Raw genomic sequence first — 21098 nt, 5'->3', positions numbered from 1 at the left:
TGGATGGCGTGAACGGTGATGGGGTTCAGGCCGCGGCCACCGCCGCCGCCTTGCGCGCCCGCCCTATCACCAGCGCCATCACCGCCGCCACCAGGCAGGCCAGGCCGGCCGCATACAGCGCGGGCGTATAGGTCAGCAGCAACGTGCGCGTCAGGCCCGCGCCCCAGGCAGCGGTGGCCGCGCCCAGCTGGTGGGCCGCGAAGATCCAGCCGAACACCAGCCCCACCTTCTGCGGCCCGAAATGCTGGGCCGTGAGCTTGACCGTGGGCGGCACCGTGGCGATCCAGTCCAGCCCGTAGAACATGGCGAACAGGCCCAGGCCGTAGAAGGTGAACTCCGAATGCGGCAGCCAGAACAGCGACAGGCCGCGCAGCCCGTAGTACCAGAACAGCAGCTTGCGGTTGTCGTAGCGGTCCGACAGCCAGCCCGACAGCACGGTGCCCACGAAGTCGAAGGCCCCCATCATGGCCAGCACCGACGCGGCGGGCACCGCGCCCATGCCGTTGTCGCCGCACAGCGAGATGAAGTGCGTCTGCACCAGGCCGTTGGTGGACAGGCCGCAGATGAAGAAGGTGCCCGCCAGCAGCCAGAAGGTGCGGTTGCGCGCGGCCTCGGCCAGCACCTTGAAGGGCGTGCCGAAGTTCATGGCCATGGCCGGTGGCGGCGGGGCCGATGTATCGCCGCCAAAGGGCGCCAGGCCCAGGTCCGAAGGCCGATCCCGCACGAACAGCAGGGCCAGCACCGCGATCAGGGCGCTGGCCACGAACACCGGCACCGTGGCCGAGCGCCAGCCCCAGTGCTCGATCATCCAGGCGGCCAGCGGCAGGAAGGCCAACTGCCCCGTGGCCGCACTGGCCGTGAGCACGCCGATGACCAGGCCCCGCCGCGCCGCAAACCAGCGGTTGGCCACCACGGCGCCCAGCACCAGCGCCGTCAGGCCCGTGCCCATGCCCAGCAGCAGGCTCCACAGCAAAAACAGATGCCACAGCTGCGTGGCCTGCGTCACCATCGCCATGGCGCCGCCCACCAGGGCCAGGCCCATGCACATCACGGCACGCAGGCCGAAGCGCTCCATCATCACGGCGGCAAACGGCCCCAGCAGGCCGAACAGCGCAAAGCGCAGCGCCAGGCTGCTCGATATCTGCTCCGTACTCCAGCCGAACTCGCGCGACAGCGGCTGCAGCATGGCGCCCGGCAGGCCCAGCGCCGCCGACATGGTCAGCATGGTGAGGAAAGTGATGGCCGCGACCAGCCAGCCGTAGTGGATGCCGCGCCGCTGCAGCCAGCGCGCCGTGGAGTTGGAGAGCATGGGAGTCTCTTCGGGGGTTGGGAATTCGGTAGGGCCTACGCCTGCGGGCCGTCTGCAGCGTTGCCATCGCCATCGAGCAGCACCAGGCATTCGTCGATCAGCGCATGCAGGGCCGCCACGCGCTCCAGGCCCACGCGGGCGTTGAGCTCGTTCTGTGCGGTCTTCCAGCTTTGCTTGGCCTCTTCGCGCTTGGCCTGGCCCGCGTCGGTGATGTGCACCAGGCGGCTGCGCTGGTCCTCGCCCTGGCCCATGCGCACCCAGCCGGCGTCGATCAGCGGCTTGAGGTTGCGCGTCAGCGTCGAGGCGTCCATGCGCATGCGCCGCGCCAGGTCCGAGGGCCGCACCGGACCGGCGGCCAGCACATGGCTGAGCAGCGAGTACTGCGTGATGCGCAGCCCCGTCTCGTTCAGATGGGCGTCATACACCTGGCCCACGCTGCGCATGAGCTGGCGCACGCGGTGGTTGGTGCAGCCCTGGGGCACGGCGAGGATGTCTGGATTCACTGGCATGGCGCAGATTATTGCATATACAACTGTTGTAGATACAATAATATCCACGCCGCCATCCCAGACAGCCTGGCGCCCGCACTTTTCCCAATGAAAGAGAGACATTCCATGGACACCCGCACCCACTCCCCGGAGCAGGCCGCCCACAGCCTCACCTCCAGCGCCACTTCCAGCGCCACCACCGGCGCCATCTCCCCTGCCCTGCAAGCCTGGCTGGACGAGGAACAGGCGGTCACCCTCCGGCTGGACGCCGGCCCCGGCGCAGGCGTATCGCGCCCGGACCAGGTCGCAGGCCGCAGCGGGCTGGAACTGATGCAGGCCATGCTGCTCGGCGAGCTGCCCTACGCGCCCATTGCACGCACGCTGGACTTCATGCTGATTTCCGTGGGCGAAGGCAGCGCCGTCTTCCAGGGCCGCCCCGGCGCCAACCACCTCAACCCCATGGGCACGGTGCACGGCGGCTGGTTCGCCACCTTGCTGGACTCGGCGCTGGGCTGCGCCGTCCACACCTGCATGCCGCCGGGCCGGGGCTACACCACGGCCGAGCTGGGCGTGAACCTGGTCAAGGCCCTGACCCCGCGCGTGCCGCGCGTGCGCGCCGAAGGCCGCGTGCTGCACTGCGGCCGCCAGCTGGCCACGGCCGAGGCGCGCCTGGTCGGCCCCGATGGCACGCTCTACGCCCACGCCACCACCACCTGCCTGGTGTTCGAGATGCCTCCTGCGCGGTGAGCACGCTGAACAAGCCGAGCACGCTCAACACGCTCAGCGCGCAGAAAGCCGCCACCAATGCAAAAAGCCCCGTGCGCCAGGCACGGGGCTTTTTCCTTGCCGGTCCGGCTTACTTCGACAGATCCAGGCGGTACTTGGACGTGCCCTTGCCCGAGCCGTCATCGGCCGCCACCAGCGAGATGTTGGCCAGGCCCGCCGCCTGCGCCACCGGCAGCGCGTTGGCGCCGGAGCTGAACACCACGTTGGCCGAGGTGGCCACCTTGGTGAAGCGCCAGCTCTTGGCCGCGCCATTGGCAGCACGCGTGATGCTGCCCTTCTTGCGCACGTAGCCGATCACCACGTCGCGGTTGGCGTCCGGCGAGGCCCAGATGGCGCTGGAGCCGTCGAGCTTGGCGATGAAGCTCTTGCCGCTGGTGGCGCGGTAGTTGTTCGTGGCGATCACGAACTCCTGCGCCGGGTCGATGGCCTTGCCCAGGTACTGCAGGTTCCTGATGCGGCTGCCCACGGGCTGGGTCACGTCGATCTCGTACTGCACATCGGCCGTGGTGAACATGTCGAAGTTGTAGCCCGGGAAGGTGCTGATCAGCTGCTGCTCACCCGTCTTGGCCGGATCGATCTGGTTGAAGCGCTTGGCAGCGGCCTCCAGCCAGTCCTTGATGTCGGCGCCATTCACCTTCACCGCATACACGGTGTTGGGGTACAGGTACAGGTCGGCCGCGTTGTAGATGGCCAGCGGGCCCACGGCCACGTCGGTGTAGTCGGCGCCGCCCTGGAAGCCCGACTTGAACGGCGCGCTCACCGACAGCACGGGCAGCTGCGCGTACTGCGGCAGGCTGGCCTTCACATAGTCGGCCACATAGTCGCGCTGCGCCTGGTTGACGATCTGGATGGCGCCCGGGTCGCCCACATCGGCGAACAGCGTGCTCATGCGGAAGTCCGTGCTGCCGATGGGCGTCTTCACGTACTGGATGGCGGCCTGGTGCTGGCTCTCGATCAGCGGCGCCACCGTCGGGTCCACGGCCACGTAGGTGGCCTTGCCTGCGGCGTCCTTGCCGGTCTGGATATTGCGCAGCTCGCTCTTGCCCGCGCTCTTGTCCACGCTCCACTGCTTGCCGTCCCACTTCAGCGCCAGCTGGATCACGCCCAGCGCCTTGCCCCAGGAACTGGCCATCACCGACTGCACGCCGTTGATGGTGCCCGCCTTGTTGTCCACGCCCGCCTGCGTGAACGCCGGCGTGGCCGCCGCATCGGGGAACACGCTGTGCTGGTGGCCCATGACCATGGCGTCGATGCCGGCCACCTTGCTCAGGTGCAGGCCGGGGTTCTCCATCGTCGGCGAGTAGGCCGCGCCGTCCAGGCCGCCGTGCAGCATGGCCACCACCACATCGGCGCCCTTGGCGCGCATCTCGGGCAGGTACTTCTGGGCGGACTCCACGGCGCCTTCGGTGTAGAGCTTGCCTTCCAGATAGCGCTTGTCCCAGTTCATGATGCCCGGCGTGGTGAAGCCGATCACGCCGATCTTGATGGGCAGCTCCACCGCCTTGCCATCCTTGTCCTTGGCCGCGATCTTGCGCTCCAGAATCACGTAGGGCTGCACCAGCGGCTGCTTGGTCTTGCTGCTGTAGACATTGGACAGCGCCATCGGAAAGCCATTGCCCGCGCACTTGAGCGCCTTGTCCACGCCGTCCACATCCAGGCCGCCGCCCAGCACCTGGTTCAGGAAGGGCAGGCCGTAGTTGAACTCATGGTTGCCCAGCGTGCCCGCATCGAAGCCCAGCGCGCCCATGGCCTTGTACATGGACAGCTGCTGCGTGCAGGGGATCTTGGCCACCTCGGCCTCGTAGTCGGCCAGGGCCGTGCCCTGGATGGTGTCGCCGTTGTCCACCAGCAGCGTATTGGCAAACTCCTTGCGCGCCGCACGCACCAGCGTGGCCGTGCGCTCGAAGCCGTAGGAGGCATCCTCGGCCAGCTTGAAATAGTCATAGCTGCGCACATTGAAGTGCAGATCCGTGGTCTCCAGCACGGCCAGCGTGGCCGTCGCGGGCTGGCTGGCCACCGGGGGCGTCGTGCTGTCGTTGCTGCCACCGCAGGCGGCCACCAGCGCGGCGCTGGCCAGGACGCTCAGCGCCAGGCGGCGGGACAGGAGCAGGGATTGCAATGTGGGGAGTTTGCTCAGCGGCATGTGGTTTTTGTGGGGGTGGTGAAGGGGGTGAGTGTGGTGGTGGGGGTTTACAGGGGTGTGACAGGTGGGCTGTTCTGGTCTTGGTCAGGTGCTGTTTTTTGTCCCTGCCGGGAGGGTTCTTTTCGAGGCCGGGTTTCGGCCCGGCGGCCGACCTCCTTTTCTTTGATTCGTCAAAGAAAAGGAGGCAAAAGAAAGACGACCCGGATGTCCGCGACCCCTTCGCTGCGCTGCGGGGCAACCTGCGTCGGGCCACCTGCGGGGTTCGCTGCGGAACTCGCTGCGTTCACTGCGTGAACTCCGCTCAGACAACCGCAGCGAGGCAGATGACGAAGCAGTCCTGTCCTTCGGCAGGACTGCAACCCCGCAGGCGGCCCGACGCAGGCGCTGACATACGGGAGTTGTTGCGGGCCTTCGCTGCGCTCGGCCTGGTTTCTTGATACGCGCCGTTAAACTTGCGGCGAGCCGAAAGGCTTGGTGTGTCGTAACACCAGCACGTAGAGGTTGCAGCCCCCACCTAGAGCGGGGCCTTTGTTTCATACAGGAACCAAGTTATGCACCCTCTCATCGCCGCTCAGGCCGCCCCTCCCCAACCACCTTTTCTTCCCACCTGGCGGCAGGCCATGCATGCCTCGCTGGGCCTGGTGCACAGCACGCTGCAGCAGTTGATCGAACTGATGGTCGACGATCCCGACAGGGACGACAGCGAAGTCGATGTGGACTGCGCCGTGGAGCTGGCGCTGGAGCACATCAAGCGCATGAGTGTCCAGCAGCATGCGGACCGCTATGCCTTCGAGGTGGAGTGGATCAAGGCGACGGCGGCGCTGCGGCTGGCGCAGGGCTCCTTCGGGCGGCCGGAATCACGCTTTGGCCTGCGGCTCAAGGATGCCATCCAGCAGCTGGAGATGCTGCCGGAGCTGGTGGAGTTCGTGGACCAGGACGACGGCGAGTGAACTGTGCGGCGTGCCCGTATCTCTGTGAGAAACTGGCCCGCCGAACACCCCCTTGCCTTCACCCATGGAACTGCGCCAGCTGCGCTACTTTGTCGATATCGCCAAGACCGAGCACCTGACGACATCGGCCAGGAACCTCTATGTCACACAGTCCACGCTCTCGCATGGGCTGCGCCAGCTGGAAGAGGAGCTGGGCATGGCGCTGTTCGAGCGCATTGGCCGGGGGCTGAAGCTGTCGCAGGCGGGCGTGGTGTTCCGCAACTATGCGGAGCGTGCGCTGCATGAGGTGGAGGCCGGGCGCATGGCGCTGGCCGACCTCAGCGAGCTGCAGACCGGCACGCTGACCATCGGCGTGATTCCCACCTTCCTCAACACCCTGGTCGCCCCGGCCGTGGCGGCTTTCATGCGCGCCTATCCCAAGGTCAACGTGGTGGTGATCGAGCTGCTGGCCCCGCCCGTGGAGCAGGGATTGCTGGACGGCAGCCTGGACCTGGGCGTGAGCTTTCACCCGCCCCAGCGCGCCGAGCTGGACGCGCTGCCGCTGTTCGACGAACGCATGATGCTGCTGGTCAACCCATCGCACCCGCTGGCCGGGCGCCGCACGCTGTCCGTCAAGTCGCTGGCCGGCGTGCCCCTGGCCCTGCTGCCGCGCACGTTCTACACGCGCAGCCTGATCGAGGACGGCCTGCGCACCGCAGGCGTCACGCCCTTGCTGCGCGCGGAAATGGGCTCAGTGGAATCGCTGATCGCGCTGTGCCGCTGGGGCGACATGGCCACCATCGTCCCCGAGCGCGCCGCCCAACAGGCCACGGACATGGTGGCCATCCACCTGGTCGCCCCCCAGCTCATCCGCACGGCAGGCCTGCTGTGGCGCCGAGGCGCCAGCTACAGTGCGGCCGCGCGCGAGTTCGCGGCGCAACTGGCCCCCGCCACAAGAACCAACATGCCCCGCTAAAAAAACCCCAGGCCGAGCGAAGCAAAGGCCCGAGCAAACTCCCCGTATGTCAGCGCCTGCGTCGTGGCGGTTGCGGGGTTGCAAGCCTGCCGAAGGACAGGCTTGCTTCGTGATCTGACTCGCCGTGATGTTTGAACGTAGCGCGCAGCGCGAAGTGAGTTTCACGGCGAACCCCGCAACCGCCACGACGCAGGTTGCCCCGCAGCGAAGCGAAGGGGTCGCGGACATTCGGGTCGTCTTTCTTTGGCCTACCTTTCTTCGGCCGGCGTACCGGTGACGAATCAAAGAAAGGTAGGTCGGCCGCCGGGCCGAGACCCGGCCTCGAAAAAACACCACCCGGCAGGGTCAAAAACCCGCTCACTGCAAAGAAGGCCGCTGCCTCTCAGGCACCCGAGTACTCAAAGAAGCCGGCACATAAGCCGCATCAAAACTACACCCCACCCCAAACTTGGCCTCATTCCCCACACAAGCAGCAGCAATCCCCGCCGCAGTCGGCTTCACCCCCGCCTCCACCCACTGCATCAACGCAGTCATCAAAGTGGGATAGGTCGCATCGCTGATATAGCTGTGCGTCCCCTGCCGCGTAAAGGTCTGCACCAGCCGGTCCCCGCTGCCGCCCTGCTGCATCACCGAACGAAACCGCGCATCCAGCTCCACAAAGGCCGTGGGGTCGCTGATCCACTTGGCCGAGAGGACCGGCACGCCAATCTTGCCCAAGGGGTCGGTGTCATCGGCGAACTTGCGGTAGGCCGCAGGGTCGGCGCGGTAGCGCAGCACGCCGGCATTGAGCGCGGCATCGTCGGCCGAGCCGGCATAGACCGCACCCTCGTTGCCGAAGGGGCTGGCGCCGCCCGTGCGCTTGGCCGAGATGTCCTGGAAGTGCATGGTGCCCCAGTTCATGTGCGACTGGATGGCGCTTTCGGGGATCTTGATGACCTTGGTGATGGTGTCGATCTTCGCCTGCTGCGCGGCCGTGCGCTGGGCGGCGGGCTTGTCCAGCGCCAGGCATTCGTTCACGCGCAGGGCCACGTCGGCCTGGCGCATCTTGGCATCTGCGGGCAGGCCCAGGTTGAGCGCGTACTGCGGCTCATTGGGGCGCGGGTGGTTGGCGCACAGGTACTGGTAGACCACGCGCAGGTCGGTGCGGAAGTCATAGGCATGGGTGCCGCCGCCCAGCACGCCGCTGGTCAGCAACACGCCGTCATAGGGGCGCTCGCCCACGGTCTGCTCGTTGAACATTTCCGCGCCCTTGGCCGCCACGCCCGCACCCCAGGACTGGCCGTGCAGGATGGTGCGCTGCGGCTTGGCCACATGCTGGCGGAAGATGCCGCGCAGGCGCTCGGTGTCCTCGGCGGCGGCGCGCACTTCCACGCCGCCCTGGCGATAGGTGGAGCCGGCCCAGGCGTAGCCTGCGCGCACCATGATGGACCAGCGCACCAGGTCTTCGGCCGCACGGTCGGCGGTGGGTGCGGCCAGGTCCGGGCCGCCGTGGGCGTGCAGCACCAGGGTGCCGTTCCACTGCGCGGGCTTGGCGATCAGGTAGTAGGCGCCCTTGGAGTCCTGCCCGGCCCAGCAGCTGATGCCCGCAGGAATCTCGGCGGGGCAGGCCGTGCTCTTGGGCGCGGTCTCGATGGAGGTGACCGGCCCGTGCAGCACGGCCGAGCCGCCGCCGCAGCCGGCCAGGGCGAGCGCGGCCAGCAGCGAGGCGCTGGCGGGACGCAGGGGGAAATACGCGGATGCTTGCATGTCTTGTCTCCTGTCTTGGCTTCTTGTTGGAAGTCACCTGCCGCGCCGCGGCAAGCGGTCGCATCGGTGACTGGATCGGATTCTGTAGAGGCTTGTCCAATATTTCAAAGATTTTTAGGATATCGGCTGGATACTTTTCACATATATGGAACTGCGCCATCTCCGTTACTTCCTGGCCGTGGCCGATACCGGCCACATCACGCGCGCGGCCGAGCTGCTGGGCATGCAGCAGCCGCCGCTGTCGCAGCAGATCCGCGCGCTGGAGGAGGAGCTGGGCATTGCCCTGTTCCGGCGCCACCCCAAGGGCGTGGACCTGACCGACGCGGGCCTGGAGCTGCAGGGCGAGGCCACGCGGCTGCTGGCCGACTTCACCGCCATGCGCGACCGCATGCAGGCCTTTGCGCGCGGCGAGCGCGGGCGCATCCATGTGGGCTTCACCAGCTCGGCGGCGGCCCATGCCTTCACGCCCGAGGTGCTGCGCCTGTGCCGTGGCCGCCATCCCGACATTGCGCTGGATGTGAGCGAGAACAATGCCGCCGAAATCACCGAGGCCGTACAGGCCGGGCGCATGCACTGCGGCTTTCTGCGCGTGCCGGTGGCCCGGCCCAAAGGCCTGGTGTTCGAGACGCTGCTGCAGGAGCCCGCGCTGCTGGCCATTCCCGTGGACCATAGGCTGGCGCGCGATGCATCGCGGCCCGTGGCGCTCAGGCAGCTCGATGGCGAGCGCCTGATCCTTGTGCGGCGCACGGGCGCGCCGGGGCTGTATGCCAATTTGCTGGCGCTGTGCGCCCGGCACAAGGTACAGGTGGAGGTGGCCGCCGAGGTGGAACGCATGATGACCAATGTGAACCTGGTGGCGGCGGGCGTGGGCCTGTCCATCGTGCCGGCCTCGGTGCGCGGCGCCCATCCCGAGGCCGTGGTCTACCGTGCCTTCGAGCCCGCCGTGCGGCTGAGCGCCCCGCTCACCCTGGTGCACCGCGAGGCCGGCACGGAAACCGGCGGCGCAGGACCCGCGGCCACCTTCATCGCCCTGGCGCGCGAGCTGGCGCAGCGCCACCAAGCGCCGGGCGGCTGAAGCATGCAGGCACCGCAAGGCACCGATACCGGCCGGCGCGCCCTGCTGGCGGCGGGTGCCTGCGCGCTGGCCTGGCCCGCCCAGGCATGGGCGGCCCGGCCCGCCTGGCCGGGCGCCAGCGTGCGGATCGTGGTGGCCTACCCCGCAGGCGGTGTCAGCGACATGGTGGCCCGCGCCCTGGCCGAGCAACTGGCGCAGCAATGGGGCACCGCCGTGATCGTGGACAACCGCCCCGGCGCCAGCGGCACCGTGGCGCTGGAGCTGCTGGCGCGCAGCGCGCCCGACGGCCGCACCCTGGTCTTTGCCGCCGCCACCGCCGTGGGCCTGGCCGCAGCCTCCGTGACGCCCGTGGCCGGCGTGATGCGCACGCCCATGCTGCTGGTGGGCACGCCGGCGCTGAAGGCCGCAGATTTCGAAGGCATGCTGGCCGAGGCGCGCGGCATGCCCGGCGGCATCCGCTGGGCCACCACGGGTGAGGGCACGACGGGCCACGCCGTGCTGCAGCGCATAGAGCAGGCCACGCGCATTCCCATCGTGCATGTGCCCTACAAGGGCGGGGGCCAGCAGCTCAACGATGCGCTGGCCGGGCATTTCGAGCTGCTGTCCACCAATGTGGCGCCGCTGCAATTGCAGGCGCTGCGCGCGGGCCGCCTCAAGGCCCTGGCCGTGGGCGCGCCGCAGCGGCTGGCAGCCCTGCCCGATGTGCCCACGCTGGCGCAGTTGGGCCATGCGCAGGCCAATCTGGATTCGCTGTTCGGCCTGTTCGCGCCGCCGCAGATGGCGCCAGCGCTGGCCCAGCGCATCAATGCCGCGGTGGCCCAGGCGCTGCGCGCGCCGTCCATCCGCAGCCGGCTGGAGGCGGCCAGCAACCAGCCGTTCGAGGGTTCGGCCGCAGAGTTCGCGCAGCAGGTGATGCGCGAGGCCGGGCGCTGACCGCCCTGCATCGCTCCCCCCGCACCACGCCCTGCACCACGCCCTGCACCACGCCCTGCACCACGCCGGACTGGCTCAGCGCGCGTACTTCTTCGCCCCGGCCACGCAGACCACGGCCGCCATGGTGACCAGCACCATGCCCCAGCTCACCTGCTCGTGCAGCAGCAGGGCCGCCAGGCCCAGGCCCATGAAGGGCTGCAGCAGCTGGATCTGGCCCACGGCCGCAATGCCGCCCTGGGCCAGGCCCCGGTACCAGAACACAAAGCCGATGAGCATGCTGAACAGCGAGACATAGGCCAGGCCCAGCCATGCAGGCCGGCCCACATCGGCCAGCGATGCCGGCATGCTGATCAGGGCGGCGGGCAGCATGACGGGCAGGGCCAGCACCAGCGACCAGCTGATGACCTGCCAGCCGCCCAGCGTGCGCGACAGGCGCGCGCCCTCGGCATAGCCCAGGCCGCAGACGATGATGGCGGCCAGCATCAGCAGATCGCCGCGCAGCGAGCCCCCGGCCCCGCCCACGGCCGCATAGCCGGCCACGAAGGCCGCGCCCGCCAGCGAAAACAGCCAGAACGCCGGGCGCGGGCGCTCGCCGCCGCGCAGCACGGCGAACACGGCCGTGGACAGGGGCAGCAGGCCCACGAAGACGATGGAATGCGCCGAGGTGACGTACTGCAGCGCCAACGCGGTCAGCAGCGGAAACCCCACCACGCCGCCCAGCGCGCTCAGCGCCAGCGAAGGCATGTCGGCACGCGCGGGCCGGGGCTGGCGCAGCGCCAGCAGCATGGCCAGGGCCAGCAATGCCGCGATGCTGGCGCGCGCACAGGTCAGGAAGGTGGGGTCCAGGTCGGCGACCGCCACGCGGGTGGCCGGCAGCGATCCCGCAAAGATCGCCACGCCGATGAATCCGTTGATCCACCCGCTGCTTGTCTTGTCCATCAAAAAGCTCCTTGGTTTGCAGCAGGCAGTGGGCCATTGCACGGCCGGATCTTCCATAGACAGTCCAATACAATTCAAAAGAACTGTTATGCACACAAATCCACTACAGAAGAGAGAGCAGCCATGCGCAGCGGCACACGCATCCAGGCGGTGATGGAAGAGATCCAGTCGCGCATCGCCGCGCGCACCTACCTGCCCGGCACGCGCCTGCCCTCGGTGCGCGCGCAGGCGCAGGCCATGCAGGTGTCGGTGTCCACGGTGGTGGAGGCCTATGAGCGGCTGGCGGCCGAAGGGGTGATCGCCTCGCGCCCGGGCTCGGGCTTTTATGTGGCGGGGCCGGTGGCGCCGCTGGCGCTGGGCGGTATCGGGCCGCGCGTGGACAGGCAGGTCGACCCCCTGTGGCTGGCCCGCCAGTCGCTGCAGGCAGATGCCCACGCGCTCAAGCCGGGCTGCGGCTGGCTGCCTCCTTCATGGCTGTACGAGGAAGGCGTGCGCCGCGCGCTGCGCTCCCTGGCGCGCTCGGGCACGCTGGAGCTGACGGAGTACGCAACGCCGCTGGGCCACCCGGCACTGCGCCGCCTGCTGGCGCGGCGCATGGCCGCCATGGGGCTGGAGACCTCGCCCGAGCAGATCCTGCTGACGGAGTCGGGCACGCACTCCATCGACCTGGTCTGCCGTTTCCTGCTGGAGCCCGGCGATACGGTGCTGATCGACGACCCCTGCTATTTCAATTTCCATGCGCTGCTCAAGGCGCACCGCGTGCAGGCCGTGAGCGTGCCCTACACGCCGCAGGGGCCCGACGTGGCCCGGTTCGCCGACGCGCTGCAGGCCCACTCGCCACGCCTGTACATCACCAATTCGGCCATCCACAACCCGACGGGCGCCACGCTGTCGCCACTGGTGGCGCACCGCATCCTGAAGCTGGCCGACAGCTCGGACCTGGTGATCGTGGAGGACGACATCTTCTGCGACCTGGAGACCCATGCGGCGCCCCGGCTGGCGGCCTTCGACGGCCTGTCGCGCGTGATCCAGATCGGCAGCTTCTCCAAGACGGTGTCGGCCTCGCTGCGCTGCGGCTTCATCGCGGCGCGGCCCGACTGGACGCAGGACCTGGCGGACCTGAAGATCGCCACCAACTTCGGCGGCGGGCGCATGGCCGCCGACATCGTGCTGCGCACGCTGACCGACAGCGGCTACCGCAGGCACATGGAGTCCGTGCGGCTGCGGCTGGCGCAGGAAATGGAACGCACGGCCGCGCGGCTGCAGGCCCTGGGCATGAAGCCCTGGCTGGTGCCGCAGGCCGGCATGTTCCTGTGGTGCCAGTTGCCCGGGGGCATGGATGCCACGGCGCTTGCGCGCACCTGCCTGGAAGATGGCGTGGTGCTGGCGCCCGGCAATGCCTTCAGCCAGTCGCAGAGCGCAGGCGATTTCCTGCGCTTCAATGTGGCGCAGTGCTCGGATGCGCGGATCTTCGAGGTGCTGGCGCGGGCGCTGAAGGGCTAGGCCGTTTCAGCCTGCAGCAGGCCGCGCACCCGTGCCTGCACGTGTTCCAGGGACGGCGGCAGGTCGAACAGCACGCGGTAGACGATGGGTGCGGCCAGCGCGTCGATCAGGGTGTCCGCAGCGGGCATCGCCTCGCCACGCCGCACTGCGCGCTCGCCGATCTGCGCCAGTTGCCCGCGCAGGATTTCCACGCAGGCGCAGGGCGTGTGCTCGTTGCCCGCTGCGGCGGCCATGTCGCGCAGCATGGTGCGTCCCAGCGGCGAGGCCGATTCCTCCAGGAACTGCTCGGCCCAGGCCAGCAGGTCGCCCTCCAGCGTGCCCGTGTCCAGCGGCGGCGCTGTGGGCCGGATGATTTCCACGGCCACATCGGCCAGCAGCTGCTGTATGTCGCCCCAGCGCCGGTAGAGGGTGGACGGCGTCACGCCCGCCTGGGCGGCGATGAGCGGAAAGCTCAATTCCTCGCGCGGCATGGTTTCCAGCAGGCCCTTGACGGTCTGGTAGACCGTGGCCTGGATGCGCGCGCTGCGTCCGCCGGGACGGGCGGGACCGCCTGTTTTGGAAAGGGATGGGACTTGCGTGCTCATGGTTATTAAAGCTAAAAATTTGCGTTAGCAGCGCACAAGCGCAGAATTCGCTAACGCAAAAACTTTGCATTAATTGTGCAGCAGGGCTCTTAACCATGTCGGTACTGCAACCATCCAACTCCACTCCCGCTGCCCGGCCCGGCCGCAGCCTGGCCGTCCTGGCCTTCGGCCTGGGCAGCTTCTTCGCGGCCTCCAGCGCGCCCACGCCGCTGTACCGGCTCTACCAGCAGGACTGGGGCTTTTCCTCCGGCATGCTGACCCTGGTCTTCGCGGTCTATGCGCTGAGCCTGCTGCTGGCCCTGCTCACCACGGGCGCGCTGTCGGACCACCTGGGCCGCAAGCCCGTGATCCTGGCGGCGCTGGTGCTGGAGATCGTCTCGCTGGCGGTGTTCGCCCGCGCGGGCGACGTGCAGGCCCTGGTGCTGGCGCGCGTGCTGCAGGGCTTTGCCACCGGCATGGCCAGTGCGGCCATGGGCGCGGCGCTGCTGGACCTGCACCGCGAGCGCGGCACGCTGGTGAGCACCATGGCGCCCATGGTCGGCATGGCGGCGGGCATTGTCGTGGCGGGCGAGTTCGCGCAGCTGTGGCGCCAGCAGCTGGGCCTGGTGTTCTGGCTCATGGCGCTGATCTTCGTGGCCGTGGCCGCCGCCATGGCCGTGCTGCCCGAGACGGGCGCGCGCCGCCCCGGCGCACTGGCCGCCATGCGCCCGCGCGTGCGCATTCCGGGCCAGGCCCGGGCCGACTTCATGCGCGTGCTGCCCATGAGCATCACGGTGTGGGCGCTGGGGGGCTTTTACCTGTCGCTGGGCCCTTCGATGATCCGCTCGGTCACGGGCTCGGAGGTCGCCGCCAGCTTTGCCGTGTGCATCAACACGCTGAGCGCCGCCGCCGCCATCTGGACGCTGCGCAGCCGCGCGCCGCGCGCCATGCTGCAGTTCGGCGGCAGCGGCCTGCTGGCCGGGGTGGCCCTGTTGCTGGTCGGCGCCCATCTGCAAAGCCTGCCCCTGGTGCTGGGCGCCTCGGTGGTGGCGGGCGCGGGCTTTGGCGTGGGCTTCCAGGGTGCGCTGCGCAGCGTGATCCCGCTGGCCGAGCCGCACGAGCGCGGCGCCCTGATCTCGGCCATCTACATCGCCAGCTACCTGGCGTTCAGCGTGCCGGCCATCGCAGCGGGCATGGCCGCCGCGCGCTTCGGCCTGTTGCCGGTGACCTATGCCTACGGCCTGATGCTGATGCTGTTCGCGGGCCTGGCGCTGGCGGGGACGCGCCAGCCCAGGCCGGTGGTGGTGTCCTGAGGCATTGGTTGAAAAATAAAACCATAGCAATCCACCCTTATTCCACCTGATGATCAACGGAAAGTAACGGAGAAAATCTCAGCGGCAGCGCAAAAAAAGTTCAGCCGAACTTGCAGGATCGGCAAGGCTTGTTCGGCATACGGGGAGTCACACCACTTTTCCCAGCCCCATGCCCCGCACCCACCCCCACCAACCCCAGGACGGCCTTGCAGTCGCCCGGGGCTGGCCTGCGTCCATGGGGATGGCTGGGGTGGCAGCGGTGCTGGGGGTGGCGATGCTGGTTGCCACGGCAGCGGACTGCGTCCATGCGGCGCCGTCCGCCCAGGCCGCCCAAGCCGGCCAGCGCAGCTTTTCGATTGCGGCCGGCCCGCTCACGCATGTGATCGCGCAGTACGCCAACCAGGCTGGCGTTGCGCTGTCGTTTGATGCCGCGCAGCTGGGCCGGTTGCAGTCCCCGGGGCTGCAGGGCAGCTATGGCGTGGAAGACGGTTTTGCCAGGCTGCTGCAGGGCACGGCGCTGCAGGCCGTGCGCGAGTCCAGCGGCGTCTATACACTGCGGCCGCTGCCAGCGGCGGCCTCGGGCACGGGCGGGCAGACGCTGGGCACGGTCACGGTCCGGGCCACGGCGCCGGCCAGTGCCACGACCGAAACCTCGGACAGCTACGCGGCCAGCCTGGTCACGGGCTACAAGGGGCTTCAGTCGGTGCGCGACATCCCGCAGCCCGTGACCGTGCTCACGCGCCAGTGGCTGGACGAGCAGGCCCTGCCCGACCTGCATGCCGTGCTGCAGCACACGCCGGGCGTGACGGTGGAGTACATCGACAGCGAGCGCATCGCCTATTACTCGCGCGGCTACCAGATCGATTCGCTGCAGGTGGACGGGCTCAATGTGAACCAGGTGGCCTCGGCCTCCACCTTCATCCAGCCCGATACGGCCATGCTGGACCGCGTGGAGGTGCTGCGCGGCGCCACGGGCCTGCTGCGTGGCGCGGGCTCGCCCTCGGCCATGGTGAACATGGTGCGCAAGCGGCCCACGGCGCAATGGCAGGGCTCGGCCGCGCTGACGCTGGGTTCCTGGGACCGCCAGCGCATGGAGGCAGACCTGTCCGGCCCTCTGAACGCAGCCGGCACGCTGCGCGGCCGGCTGGTGGCGCTGGCGGACGACAAGGCATCGTTCCAGACCGCGCGCAAGGAAAAGCGCCTGGGCCTGTACGGCGTGCTGGAGGCGGACCTGGGGCCGCGCACCACGCTCACGGCCAGCCTGCAGCACACGGACCTGCAGGCCACGGGCTCCTGGGGCGGCCTGCCTGCCGCTGCCGACGGCAGCCAGCTCGGTCTGCCGCGCAGCACCTACCTGGGCACGCCCTGGAATACCTGGGACCGCCACAACCAGCAGGCCTTTGCCGAGCTGGAGCACCGGCTGGACAGCGGCTGGCAACTTAAGGCCCAGGCGGCGCACACGCGGTTTCGGTCGGACGGGTTCAAGCAGACCTCGTTTTCCAGGGCCAGCGACAGCAATCCCTACCTGTTCGACGTGAGCACCTCCATCTATGGCGGCGACGGCAGCACGCAGAACGCGCTGAACCTGCTGGCCAGCGGCCCCTTCGAGGCCCTGGGCCGCAGGCACGAGCTGTCGCTGGGCGCCGACCTGCAGCGCATCCGCAGCACGGGCGCCACGGGCTACTGGGGCGTGAGCCCGCTGCGCAATGTGGACATCCGCGGCTGGAATCCGTACATCAGCTATCCGGAGCCGTTCTACAGCGAGGGCAACGGCAACACCTATTCATCGCCCGTGTCCCACATACACCAGTACGGCGGATTCGCGCGGGCCCGGCTGTCGCTGACCGACTCGCTCACCGCCATTGCCGGCGCGCGCCTGAGCTGGTGGAGCTATCTCGAACCCGGCAATGCCCAAAGCGGTTACAGCGTGCGCCGCGAGCTGACGCCCTATGCGGGCCTGGTGCATGCGCTGTCGGACACGCTCGACGCCTATGCCAGCTACAGCGAGATCTTCAGCCCCCAGGACAAGAAGGCCGCCGACGGCAGCATCCTGGCGCCCGCCCGGGGCGAGGACCTGGAGGCCGGGCTCAAGGGCAGTTTCATGGACGGCCGGCTGCAGGGCAGCGTGTCGGTGTTCCGCATCCAGCGCGTGGGCAGCGCCATGCAGGACACGGCATCGGCCATGCCCTGCCTGCCGTACTACCCGACCAGCCACTGCTTCATGGCCGGCGGCAAGAGCCGCAGCCAGGGCTGGGAGCTGGAGCTGTCCGGCGAGCCCGCGCCAGGCTGGCAGGTGCTGGCCGGCTACACCTACACCCAGGCCAGGTACCTGCGCGACACCTCCGAGGCCAACGTGGGCCAGCCGCTGCGGCCCGTGGACCCGCGCCATGCGCTGCGCCTGTTTGCCAGCCACCGCTTCAAGGGGCCCTTGCAGGGATGGACCGCAGGCGCCGGCGTGCGGCTGCAAAGCGATGCATATGCCAGCGTGGGCGATGTCACCACCCGCCAGGGTGGTTATGCGCTTTTTGACGCGCTGCTGGCCTACCGCCTGGACGACACCTACTCGCTGCAGCTGAACGTGAGCAACCTGCTGGACAAGCGCTACTACGCCAAGTTCTCGCCCAACAGCACCTACTTCAACAACTACTACGGCGATCCGCGCAACGTCACGGTGTCGCTGCGCGCGCGCTTCTAGGGCCACGGCCGGCCTGCCCTCCTTTCCCTGTTTTTCTTCCCCGGTTCTTCTTCACGGTTTTTCCAACCTTTGCACATGACTGCCATGACGCACCCCAGCACTCCTGCGGACTCCCGCTTCGCTCCCCATCCCCTCACGCGCCTGATCCGCCAATGCCTGGGCGCCGGCCTGGCCCTGGCCGCCGTGGGCGTGGCGGCCCAGACGGCCGAGGGCCCGGCCCTCAAGGAAGTGACGGTGAGCGACCAGGCCGAGGCCATTGGCGGACTGCAAAAGACCTATGCCGGCGGCCAGATCGCGCGCGGCGGCGACCTGGGCATCCTGGGCAAGACCGACCAGATGAACGTGCCCTTCAGCACCACCAACTACACCTCGGAGCTGATCGAGAACCAGCAGGCGCTGACCATCGCCGACGTGGTGATGAACGACGCCTCGGTGCGCACGCTGCAGGCGCGCGGCGGCTATGGCGATGACTTCCAGGTGCGGGGCTTTTCCCTGTCCATGCGCGATGTGTCGGTGAACGGCCTGTACGGCCTGTCGCCCTCCACGCGCCTGCCGCTGGAGGTGATCGAGCGCGTGGAAGTGCTCAAGGGCCCCGGCTCGCTGACCAATGGCGTGGGTCCCAGCGGCAGCATCGGCGGCAGCATCAACGTGGTGACCAAGCGCGCGGGCGACGTGCCGCTGAACCGCCTGACCGCCACCTACATGGGCAAGGCCCAGTTCGGCACCCACCTGGACGTGGGCCGCCGCTTTGGCGAAGACAACCAGTGGGGCGTGCGCGTGAATGGCGTGTGGCGCAATGGCGAAGGCAACATCGACGGCGGCCGCCAGCGCCTGGGCCTGGCATCGGTGGGCCTGGACTACGAAGGCCAGGGCCTGCGCTGGTCGCTGGACGCGCTGACCACCAGCGGCAAGACCACGGAATTCCGCCCGCAAAGCGCCTTCCTGGCCGGCATCACCCAGGTGCCCGCCGTGCCCGACAGCCGCACCAACTTCAACCCGGGCACGGAGCTGCTGGACAAGGCCAAGACCGTGATCTCGCGCGTGGAATACGACATCAACGCCAACACCTCCGTCTACGGCGGCGTGGGCTACAGCGATGTGTCCAGCGACCAGAGCTTCCCCACGGCCGTGCAGCGCATCGACTCACTGGGCAACTTCACGGTGCGCAACGGCTTCTACGACGAGTTCAACAAGACCACCTCGGCCGACGTGGGCCTGCGCACGCGCTTCAAGACCGGCGCCATCGGCCACACCGTGGTGGCCGCGGCCAACTACATGGACCGCGAGAGCGGCTACTTCTACCAGCTGACCACCAAAGCCGTCCCCTCCAACATCTACAACCCCGCGCCCCTGCCGGCCATCGACTTCGTGCGCGGCGCGCCCACGAAGAACGCCGAGCTGACGCAGCACAGCCTGGCGCTGGCCGACACCATGGCGCTGTTCAGCGACCGCGTGCTGGTGACCGTGGGCCTGCGCGACCAGACCATCGACCAGAAGAACGCCAGCGGCACCACGCTGTACAAGGCCAGCGCCGTGACGCCGCTGGCCGGCGTGGTGTTCAAGCCGCAGAACAATGTCTCGGTCTACGCCAACTACACGGCTGGCCTGTCGGCAGGCGGCACGGCCGGGCCCAACACGGCCAATGCCGGCCAGGTGTTCGCGCCGCAGAAGTCCAAGCAGTACGAAGTGGGCGTGAAGGTGGACTGGGGCCGCATGACCACGCAGGCCGCGCTCTACCAGATCCAGCGCCCGGGCTCCATGACCGACCCGGTGACCAATGTCTACAGCTTCGGCGGCGAGACGCGCAACCGCGGCCTGGAGCTGACCGCCTACGGCGAGATCCACAAGGGCCTGCGCCTGCTGGCCAGCGCGGCCTTCAACAACGCCAAGCTCTCGCGCACGGCAGGCGGCGTGAACCAGGGCAACGATGCCAACGGCGTGCCCGAGCGCACCTTCAACCTGGGCCTGGACTGGGATACGCCCTGGGTGGAGGGCCTGAGCCTGAACGGCCGCGTGATCCACACCTCGTCCATGTACTACGACGCGGCCAACATCCTGCGCATGCCCGGCTGGACACGCCTGGACCTGGGCGCACGCCTGCGCACCCACGTGGCCGGCAAGCCGGTGGTGCTGCGCGCCAGCCTGGAGAACGTCAGCAACAAGAGCTACTGGGTGACTGCCGCCGGCTACACCACCACGGGCGCGCCGCGCACGCTGATGCTGTCGGCACAAGTGGACTTCTAAGCCCCCGGCCACCGGCAACCGCCCCGCCCCCGGCATGGCGCCGGGGGCGCGGTGATGGCGGGGGCCGCAGGCCCCCTTCTGTCAGAGAAAAAAACACCCCATGCAAAGCCACACGATCAAGACCTGGGCCTGGTTGCACAAATGGAGCAGCCTGGTCTGCACCGTCTTCATGCTGCTGCTGTGCCTGACCGGCCTTCCGCTGATCTTCCACCACGAAATCGGCCACCTGCTGGGTACCGAGGTGGAGGCTCCGCCCATGCCCCAGGGCACGCCCCATGCCAGCCTGGACAAGGTGCTGGAGGTGGCCCGCGCCCAGCACCCGGACCGCGTGGTGCAGTTCGTCTCCAAGTCCGACGACACCGACGACCTCTGGTTCGTCACCATGACGCCCACGCCGGCGCCCACGGACGATTTCCGCTCCGTGGTCATCGATGCGCGCACGGCCGAGCTGCTGGCCCAGCCGCGCTTCGACCAGGGCTTCATGTGGGTCATGTTCAAGCTGCACGTGGACCTGTTCGCGGGCCTGCCGGGCAAGCTGTTCCTGGGCCTCATGGGGCTGCTGCTGCTGATCGCCATCGTCAGCGGCGTGGTGCTGTACGCGCCCTTCATGCGCAAGCTCGATTTCGGCACCGTGCGCCGCACGCGCCAGCCGCGCCTGAAGTGGCTGGACCTGCACAACCTGCTGGGCATCGTCACGCTGGTGTGGCTGTTCGTGGTGGGCGCCACCGGCATGATCAATACCTGGGCCGACCTGCTGATCAAGTACTGGCAGCATGACCAGCTCAGCAGCGTGCTGGCGCCCTACCAGGGCCAGGACACGGTGCCGGTAGCGGAGCGCGCCTCGCTGCAGCAATCGCTGCAGGCCGCCCAGCAGCAGGTGCCGGGCACCAAGCTGTACTTCATCGCCTTCCCCGGCACCACGTTCTCCAGCCCGCACCACCACACCTTCTTCCTGCGCGGCAACGAGCCCCTGACCTCGCGCCTGTTCCTGCCCGTGCTGGTGGACGCCAAGACCGCCCAGGTCACGGCCGCGCCCGCCCTGCCCTGGTATCTGACGGCGCTGCTGGTGTCCCAGCCGCTGCACTTCGGCGACTACGGCGGGCGGGCCATGCAGATCCTCTGGGCGCTGCTGGACATCGCCAGCATCATCGTGCTGGGCACGGGCCTGTACCTGTGGGTCAAAAAGGGCAAGAGCCTGCCGGCCCCGCAGCCCGCGCCGCGCGGCAAGGAGGTCTCGGCATGAGCGGCGCGCAACACCGGGGCTTTCTCGCCCTCTGGGGCTGGCCCATCGCACTGGGCGTGCTGACGGCCATCGGCCTGGTCTCGGCCCTGTTCAGCGACGGCGGCCTTGGCGACATGCTGGCCGGCGTCTGCCTGGCCATTCCCACGGCGGCGGGAATCTGGCACGGCTGGGTGCGGCGCAGCCCGCCGCAATGACGGCGGGATGGCGGGATGG

General features: G+C 68.7%; 17 protein-coding genes. 11 read left to right on the top strand and 6 right to left on the bottom strand.

Annotated features, from left to right (window positions below; genetic code table 11):
• Positions 1–25: 25 nt before the first annotated feature.
• Both BO996_RS09055 and BO996_RS09050 read right to left on the bottom strand, forming a co-directional pair.
• Positions 26–1309: an MFS transporter gene (locus BO996_RS09055; RefSeq protein ID WP_071954545.1), complete on the bottom strand. Its 1284-nt coding sequence runs from the start codon at positions 1307–1309 to the stop codon at positions 26–28.
• Between the two features lie 35 nt (positions 1310–1344).
• The gene (locus BO996_RS09050) at positions 1345–1818 is read right to left on the bottom strand and encodes a MarR family winged helix-turn-helix transcriptional regulator (protein WP_071954544.1); all 474 of its coding nucleotides are present in this window, start codon (positions 1816–1818) and stop codon (positions 1345–1347) included.
• A 105-nt stretch (positions 1819–1923) separates the two neighbouring features.
• Here BO996_RS09050 and BO996_RS09045 point away from each other — a divergent pair, with 105 nt between their 5' ends.
• Positions 1924–2544, top strand: coding sequence for a PaaI family thioesterase (locus tag BO996_RS09045; RefSeq protein ID WP_071954543.1), 621 nt, complete (start codon positions 1924–1926; stop codon positions 2542–2544).
• A gap of 109 nt (positions 2545–2653) precedes the next feature.
• On the opposite strand, the gene BO996_RS09040 is transcribed toward BO996_RS09045, so the two are convergent.
• Complete coding sequence (locus BO996_RS09040) at positions 2654–4726, bottom strand: bifunctional 2',3'-cyclic-nucleotide 2'-phosphodiesterase/3'-nucleotidase (protein ID WP_071954542.1); 2073 nt, start codon at positions 4724–4726, stop codon at positions 2654–2656.
• A gap of 551 nt (positions 4727–5277) precedes the next feature.
• On the opposite strand from BO996_RS09040, the gene BO996_RS09035 reads away from it, so the two are divergent.
• Positions 5278–5676 (top strand): hypothetical protein, encoded by a 399-nt coding sequence (locus BO996_RS09035; protein WP_071954541.1) that lies wholly within the window; start codon positions 5278–5280, stop codon positions 5674–5676.
• 64 nt (positions 5677–5740) lie between these two features.
• Entirely contained in the window at positions 5741–6631 is an 891-nt protein-coding gene (locus tag BO996_RS09030) for a LysR substrate-binding domain-containing protein (RefSeq protein ID WP_016450106.1), read from the top strand.
• 357 nt (positions 6632–6988) lie between these two features.
• Here the strand turns inward: BO996_RS09030 and BO996_RS09025 are convergent, their stop codons facing one another.
• Positions 6989–8377, bottom strand: a complete 1389-nt coding sequence (locus BO996_RS09025) for a hypothetical protein (RefSeq protein ID WP_071954540.1) — start codon at positions 8375–8377, stop codon at positions 6989–6991.
• A 145-nt stretch (positions 8378–8522) separates the two neighbouring features.
• Between BO996_RS09025 and BO996_RS09020 the strand changes: the two genes are divergently transcribed.
• Together BO996_RS09020 and BO996_RS09015 are read left to right on the top strand one after the other, a co-directional pair.
• Positions 8523–9452, top strand: coding sequence for a LysR family transcriptional regulator (locus BO996_RS09020; RefSeq protein ID WP_071954539.1), 930 nt, complete (start codon positions 8523–8525; stop codon positions 9450–9452).
• Between the two features lie 3 nt (positions 9453–9455).
• Positions 9456–10385, top strand: coding sequence for a tripartite tricarboxylate transporter substrate binding protein (locus tag BO996_RS09015; RefSeq protein ID WP_071954538.1), 930 nt, complete (start codon positions 9456–9458; stop codon positions 10383–10385).
• Positions 10386–10460: 75 nt separating this feature from the next.
• Here the strand turns inward: BO996_RS09015 and BO996_RS09010 are convergent, their stop codons facing one another.
• On the bottom strand, positions 10461–11324 hold the full coding sequence (locus tag BO996_RS09010; RefSeq protein WP_043825296.1) for a DMT family transporter: 864 nt from the start codon (positions 11322–11324) through the stop codon (positions 10461–10463).
• A 123-nt stretch (positions 11325–11447) separates the two neighbouring features.
• On the opposite strand from BO996_RS09010, the gene BO996_RS09005 reads away from it, so the two are divergent.
• Positions 11448–12827, top strand: a complete 1380-nt coding sequence (locus BO996_RS09005) for an aminotransferase-like domain-containing protein (RefSeq protein ID WP_071954537.1) — start codon at positions 11448–11450, stop codon at positions 12825–12827.
• Here the strand turns inward: BO996_RS09005 and BO996_RS09000 are convergent.
• On the bottom strand, positions 12824–13411 hold the full coding sequence (locus tag BO996_RS09000; protein WP_071954536.1) for a TetR/AcrR family transcriptional regulator: 588 nt from the start codon (positions 13409–13411) through the stop codon (positions 12824–12826). The genes BO996_RS09005 and BO996_RS09000 overlap by 4 nt on opposite strands.
• Positions 13412–13506: 95 nt before the next feature.
• Here BO996_RS09000 and BO996_RS08995 point away from each other — a divergent pair, with 95 nt between their 5' ends.
• The 5 genes from BO996_RS08995 (at position 13507) to BO996_RS08975 (ending at position 21079) form a co-directional block, all read left to right on the top strand.
• Positions 13507–14703 (top strand): MFS transporter, encoded by a 1197-nt coding sequence (locus BO996_RS08995; protein WP_013803871.1) that lies wholly within the window; start codon positions 13507–13509, stop codon positions 14701–14703.
• A 169-nt stretch (positions 14704–14872) separates the two neighbouring features.
• Complete coding sequence (locus tag BO996_RS08990; RefSeq protein WP_071954535.1) at positions 14873–17398, top strand: TonB-dependent siderophore receptor; 2526 nt, start codon at positions 14873–14875, stop codon at positions 17396–17398.
• A 75-nt stretch (positions 17399–17473) separates the two neighbouring features.
• Positions 17474–19642, top strand: coding sequence for a TonB-dependent receptor (locus BO996_RS08985; RefSeq protein WP_071954534.1), 2169 nt, complete (start codon positions 17474–17476; stop codon positions 19640–19642).
• 100 nt (positions 19643–19742) lie between these two features.
• Positions 19743–20885, top strand: a complete 1143-nt coding sequence (locus tag BO996_RS08980) for a PepSY-associated TM helix domain-containing protein (RefSeq protein WP_071954533.1) — start codon at positions 19743–19745, stop codon at positions 20883–20885.
• Positions 20882–21079 carry a hypothetical protein gene (locus tag BO996_RS08975; protein WP_063327065.1) on the top strand — a complete coding sequence of 66 codons (198 nt, stop codon included), beginning with the start codon at positions 20882–20884 and terminating at the stop codon, positions 21077–21079. Before BO996_RS08980 ends, BO996_RS08975 begins: the two co-directional genes overlap by 4 nt.
• Positions 21080–21098: the final 19 nt, after the last annotated feature.

The organism is Delftia sp. HK171, from assembly GCF_001886655.1.
In the GTDB taxonomy this organism is placed as follows: Bacteria; Pseudomonadota; Gammaproteobacteria; order Burkholderiales; family Burkholderiaceae_C; genus Comamonas; species Comamonas acidovorans.
Note: the sequence above shows the minus strand (reverse complement) of the source record. Positions and strands in the feature narration are given on the sequence as shown.

Excerpts from the sequence above, each read along its gene's own strand:
- BO996_RS09050 (WP_071954544.1), bottom strand. The coding sequence starts at position 1,818 with ATGCCAGTGAATCCAGACATCCTCGCCGTGCCCCAGGGCTGCACCAAC.
- BO996_RS09035 (WP_071954541.1), top strand. The coding sequence starts at position 5,278 with ATGCACCCTCTCATCGCCGCTCAGGCCGCCCCTCCCCAACCACCTTTT.
- BO996_RS09020 (WP_071954539.1), top strand. The coding sequence starts at position 8,523 with ATGGAACTGCGCCATCTCCGTTACTTCCTGGCCGTGGCCGATACCGGC.
- BO996_RS09045 (WP_071954543.1), top strand. The coding sequence starts at position 1,924 with ATGGACACCCGCACCCACTCCCCGGAGCAGGCCGCCCACAGCCTCACC.
- BO996_RS09040 (WP_071954542.1), bottom strand. The coding sequence starts at position 4,726 with ATGCCGCTGAGCAAACTCCCCACATTGCAATCCCTGCTCCTGTCCCGC.
- BO996_RS09025 (WP_071954540.1), bottom strand. The coding sequence starts at position 8,377 with ATGCAAGCATCCGCGTATTTCCCCCTGCGTCCCGCCAGCGCCTCGCTG.
- BO996_RS09000 (WP_071954536.1), bottom strand. The coding sequence starts at position 13,411 with ATGAGCACGCAAGTCCCATCCCTTTCCAAAACAGGCGGTCCCGCCCGT.
- BO996_RS09010 (WP_043825296.1), bottom strand. The coding sequence starts at position 11,324 with ATGGACAAGACAAGCAGCGGGTGGATCAACGGATTCATCGGCGTGGCG.
- BO996_RS08980 (WP_071954533.1), top strand. The coding sequence starts at position 19,743 with ATGCAAAGCCACACGATCAAGACCTGGGCCTGGTTGCACAAATGGAGC.
- BO996_RS08975 (WP_063327065.1), top strand. The coding sequence starts at position 20,882 with ATGAGCGGCGCGCAACACCGGGGCTTTCTCGCCCTCTGGGGCTGGCCC.
- BO996_RS08990 (WP_071954535.1), top strand. The coding sequence starts at position 14,873 with ATGCCCCGCACCCACCCCCACCAACCCCAGGACGGCCTTGCAGTCGCC.
- BO996_RS09015 (WP_071954538.1), top strand. The coding sequence starts at position 9,456 with ATGCAGGCACCGCAAGGCACCGATACCGGCCGGCGCGCCCTGCTGGCG.
- BO996_RS08985 (WP_071954534.1), top strand. The coding sequence starts at position 17,474 with ATGACTGCCATGACGCACCCCAGCACTCCTGCGGACTCCCGCTTCGCT.
- BO996_RS09055 (WP_071954545.1), bottom strand. The coding sequence starts at position 1,309 with ATGCTCTCCAACTCCACGGCGCGCTGGCTGCAGCGGCGCGGCATCCAC.
- BO996_RS09005 (WP_071954537.1), top strand. The coding sequence starts at position 11,448 with ATGCGCAGCGGCACACGCATCCAGGCGGTGATGGAAGAGATCCAGTCG.
- BO996_RS08995 (WP_013803871.1), top strand. The coding sequence starts at position 13,507 with ATGTCGGTACTGCAACCATCCAACTCCACTCCCGCTGCCCGGCCCGGC.
- BO996_RS09030 (WP_016450106.1), top strand. The coding sequence starts at position 5,741 with ATGGAACTGCGCCAGCTGCGCTACTTTGTCGATATCGCCAAGACCGAG.